Below are 3,381 nucleotides of genomic sequence, written 5' to 3'. Positions count from 1 at the left end.
GACTGTCAGGCGAGTTCTCCGAGCACGAGTGAGAGTGAGATCACATCTTCGCCGCGGAACCTCCGGTGGGTGTGTCACCGGTCATCATCTCTGGGGAACGGTGGCGTAGGGCGAACTCGGGGTTTTTCGACGGGCTGTTAAGCATGGAGTCAATTCCGGAGGGGTATTTTCTGGATCACATCCAAAATCGGGAAGCGATCAGGCTTAGAGAGTACTCGCACCCCTATCTTCGTTTGTGTCCCATATCTCGACAAGTCAACACCAGTGGCGGCACGAATACCGGCGGCGAAGGAATGGAGAAGGACTTCCTGCGATCGTTGAAGGAACAGCCTGATTCGGTGCGAGAGGCATTTCTGGAAAAGTTGGATTACGGAGTAGTATATGCCGACCCAATGGACTTGACCAAAATGCTCGACATCTCCCCTGGGACGCAAGTATTAGGCGTTGTAGGGACAATGTTGAAGCTGTTCTATGCTGAATAGGGCAGCTAGGCGTTGATGTCCGTATCATGAGCTTGCTGCCAAAGGCACTTGTCAGCCACTGGCGGAGCCGGGGCCACGCCATTCGCCTTTGTAGCCGAAGCTAACGTCCGACAGAAAAGGAAAGAAAATGAAGATCTACCTCGTCATCTTATCGTTGTCTTTCGTACTCGTAACCGCCGGCTGCGGGCCATCCGAAGAAACGAGCAAGACAGCGACTGCTCAGGAGACCGTCGCCGCGCAATGGCAGCAGGAGTTCGGCCTGTCCGAACGCACCCTGGCGCCTACCGGACGGAACCCATATTTCGTCCTGGAAGCGGGATACCAGCTCGTCTATGCAGGCGAGGACGAGAAGCTCGTCATCACCGTGCTGGACGAGACTATGGACGTCGCCGGCGTGAAAACGCGTGTCGTGGAGGAACGCGAGTGGCGGGACGGAAAGTTGATCGAGGTGTCGCGGAATTATTTCGCCGTGGACCAGGGGACCCGGGATGTATTCTACTTCGGCGAGGACGTGGATATCTACACGGACGGGAAGATCTCCGGCCACGAAGGCGCGTGGCGGGCGGATGCTGCCGACAACAAGCCCGGTCTGATCATGCCCGGCGCACCCGAGATGGGCCTGAAATACTATCAGGAGATCGCGCCTGACGTCGCCATGGACCGCGCCGAGATCGTCGGTCTCACGGAGACGCTCGAAACACCAGCCGGCACGTTCGAGAACTGCCTGAAGACGCAGGAGGGGTCGGCCCTGAAACCGGGGGAAAGGGAGTGCAAGATCTACGCCCCGGGGATCGGCCTGATCCAGGATGGAGACATGCTCCTGGTAAGACACGGTTTCATCCCGGATTAGGGACGGTCGGACGACGGCGCGGGGCCGACGCGGAAGGCCGCCTCCAGGTTCATGTCCAGAAAGAGGTAGATGATGAGCAACCAGACCGCGCCGACGATCCGGATTCCCCGTGCTCCCGCGATGCCGCGCGTCCTGGCCGGCGCGCTCGCCTGCGCCTGGCTCATCGCGGCCGGCTGCGCGACCGTCGGGCGGGACTTCCCCATGGGTCACGTCTCCGAAATCCGCATCGGCGAGACGACGCAGGCCGAGATCCGGGAGACCTTCGGCGCTCCGTGGCGGGTGGGCGAAGAGGACGGGAAGCGGACGTGGACCTACGGCAAGTACCGCTACCGCCTGCTGGGCAGGCCCCGCACGTCCGATCTGGTCGTGCGGTTCGATGACGGCGGCGTGGTGGCGTCCTACTCCTTCAGCACGACGGAACACGACGAGGGCAAGGCCGACTGAGCGGCGGCGCCCCGGGAGCCGGCCCGGCGCATCACCGACCCCGGCGGCGACAGTGGCGAGGGCCGCCTCCCCGCGGGAAGACGGCCCTCGCCGGGTTTCGCTCGAATATCACCGGTACAGCGTCTTGACCGCACCCCAGGCCTCGCGTTCGGCACCGATCGGCGGCTCGTAGGTTATGGTCAGGTATGGCCGGAAGCCCGAACTCGAACTCTCCTTGGCGTTGAAGCTCAGGCCGTCGGAGCCGCCGTCGTGGGCCTCGCCCCGCAGCAGCTAGCCGTCGTTCTGCGCGCCGGCGTGCCACGCCTGCACGCTGGGCGTCACGTTCCAGTGGTAGTAGGTGTTCACCGACGACGTGTTGTAGAAGTAGAGCCGGCTGCCCAGGGTGGCGTACCGGTCGAAGGAAGTGTTCTCGCAGCCCGGCGTCGACCAGTACGTGCTCCCTCTCATGAAATTCCAGGACGTCTCGGTCTCGACCCAGTCGCGATAGTCCCGCAGCCGGTACGGCCCGACGGACATCCAGTTGCTGCTCGACATGTCCACCAGCTGGTAGAGCCAGACCGAGAGCGTGGCGCTCACGATGACGCTGCCGTCGGGGATGAGGCCGTCCAGGTCGAACCGGATCAGGATGCTGTGGCGGGGATCATCGCTGTACATGTACAGGTGCATGTACCAGAGGGTGCCGAAGTTGCTCGCGGGATTCTGTTCGTCGATGTAGGTGTCGGCGCAGCCCGTGTAGCCGCTTACTCCCTGCTTCAGGACGAGCGTGATGGGCTCTTCGGCAACCGCAGCCGTCGCCAGGACCCCGACAAGCACGAGACACCATGGCAGACGTTTCATGGTTTCCCCCTATCATGACGGCCTTCGCATCGCATCGATACATATACTTCTCGGTCATTCTGTCAAAACCGAGCATCAAGAGTCAATCGTGTTGACAACGCCCCCCGCCCCACACAACATTTCCGGACTGGAACACTCCTTTGACCCCCGTGCCGAGGCCGCGCCATGCCGTCCATACCCGCCGCGCCAGCTGCCGCCGCCCCCTTCCTGCCGATGAGCCGGCCGGAGATGGCCGCGCTCGGCTGGGACGCGTGCGACATCGTTCTGGTGAGCGGCGACGCCTACGTCGATCACCCCGCCTTCGGCGTGGCGCTGGTGGGCCGGCTCCTGGAGCGGCACGGCTGGCGTGTGGGCGTCATCGCCCAGCCGGACTGGCGCGACGCCGGCGATTTCGCCGCGCTGGGCCGGCCGCGTCTCTTCTTCGGGATCACCGGCGGCAACGTCGACTCGATGATCGCCAACCTCTCGGCGAACAAGCGGCGCCGCCGGTCGGACGACTTCAGTCCCGGCGGCCGGGCCGGGCTGCGGCCCGACCGCGCGGCGATCGTCTACGCCAACCGCGCGCGCGAGGCCTGCCCGGGCGTGCCGATCGTCCTGGGCGGGCTGGAGGCGAGCCTGCGCCGTCTCGCGCATTACGACTACTGGGACGACCGGGTGCGCCGCTCCCTCGTCCTGGACGCCCGCGCCGACATCCTGGTCTACGGCATGGGCGAGCGGCAGGTCGTCGAGATCGCCGAGCGCCTGGCGGCCTCCGCGGCGCGGGAAGAT

General features: G+C 64.3%; 5 protein-coding genes. 3 read left to right on the top strand and 2 right to left on the bottom strand.

Translation table 11 applies throughout. From position 1 onward, the window contains the following. The first annotated feature begins 609 nt into the window (after window positions 1–609). Window positions 610–1,332, top strand: coding sequence for a hypothetical protein (locus tag KJ554_11890; GenBank protein MBU0743032.1), 723 nt, complete (start codon window positions 610–612; stop codon window positions 1,330–1,332). Here KJ554_11890 and KJ554_11885 read toward each other — a convergent pair. Beyond that, the gene (locus KJ554_11885; GenBank protein ID MBU0743031.1) at window positions 1,329–1,535 is read right to left on the bottom strand and encodes a hypothetical protein; all 207 of its coding nucleotides are present in this window, start codon (window positions 1,533–1,535) and stop codon (window positions 1,329–1,331) included. The two genes, KJ554_11890 and KJ554_11885, sit on opposite strands and share 4 nt — an antisense overlap. Between KJ554_11885 and bamE the strand changes: the two genes are divergently transcribed. Then, window positions 1,453–1,776: an outer membrane protein assembly factor BamE gene (gene bamE / locus KJ554_11880; GenBank protein MBU0743030.1), complete on the top strand. Its 324-nt coding sequence runs from the start codon at window positions 1,453–1,455 to the stop codon at window positions 1,774–1,776. The genes KJ554_11885 and bamE overlap by 83 nt on opposite strands. Before the next feature lie 270 nt (window positions 1,777–2,046). Here the strand turns inward: bamE and KJ554_11875 are convergent, their stop codons facing one another. Continuing rightward, complete coding sequence (locus KJ554_11875; protein MBU0743029.1) at window positions 2,047–2,613, bottom strand: DNRLRE domain-containing protein; 567 nt, start codon at window positions 2,611–2,613, stop codon at window positions 2,047–2,049. A 165-nt stretch (window positions 2,614–2,778) separates the two neighbouring features. Between KJ554_11875 and KJ554_11870 the strand changes: the two genes are divergently transcribed. After that, a partial coding sequence (locus KJ554_11870) for a YgiQ family radical SAM protein (GenBank protein MBU0743028.1) occupies window positions 2,779–3,381 on the top strand: 603 nt, incomplete at its 3' end.

It is taken from the genome of bacterium, assembly GCA_018814885.1.
Classification (GTDB): domain Bacteria; phylum Krumholzibacteriota; class Krumholzibacteriia; order LZORAL124-64-63; family LZORAL124-64-63; genus JAHIYU01.
The sequence above is the reverse complement of the archived record's forward strand: the minus strand, read 5'-3'. Positions and strand labels throughout refer to the sequence as shown.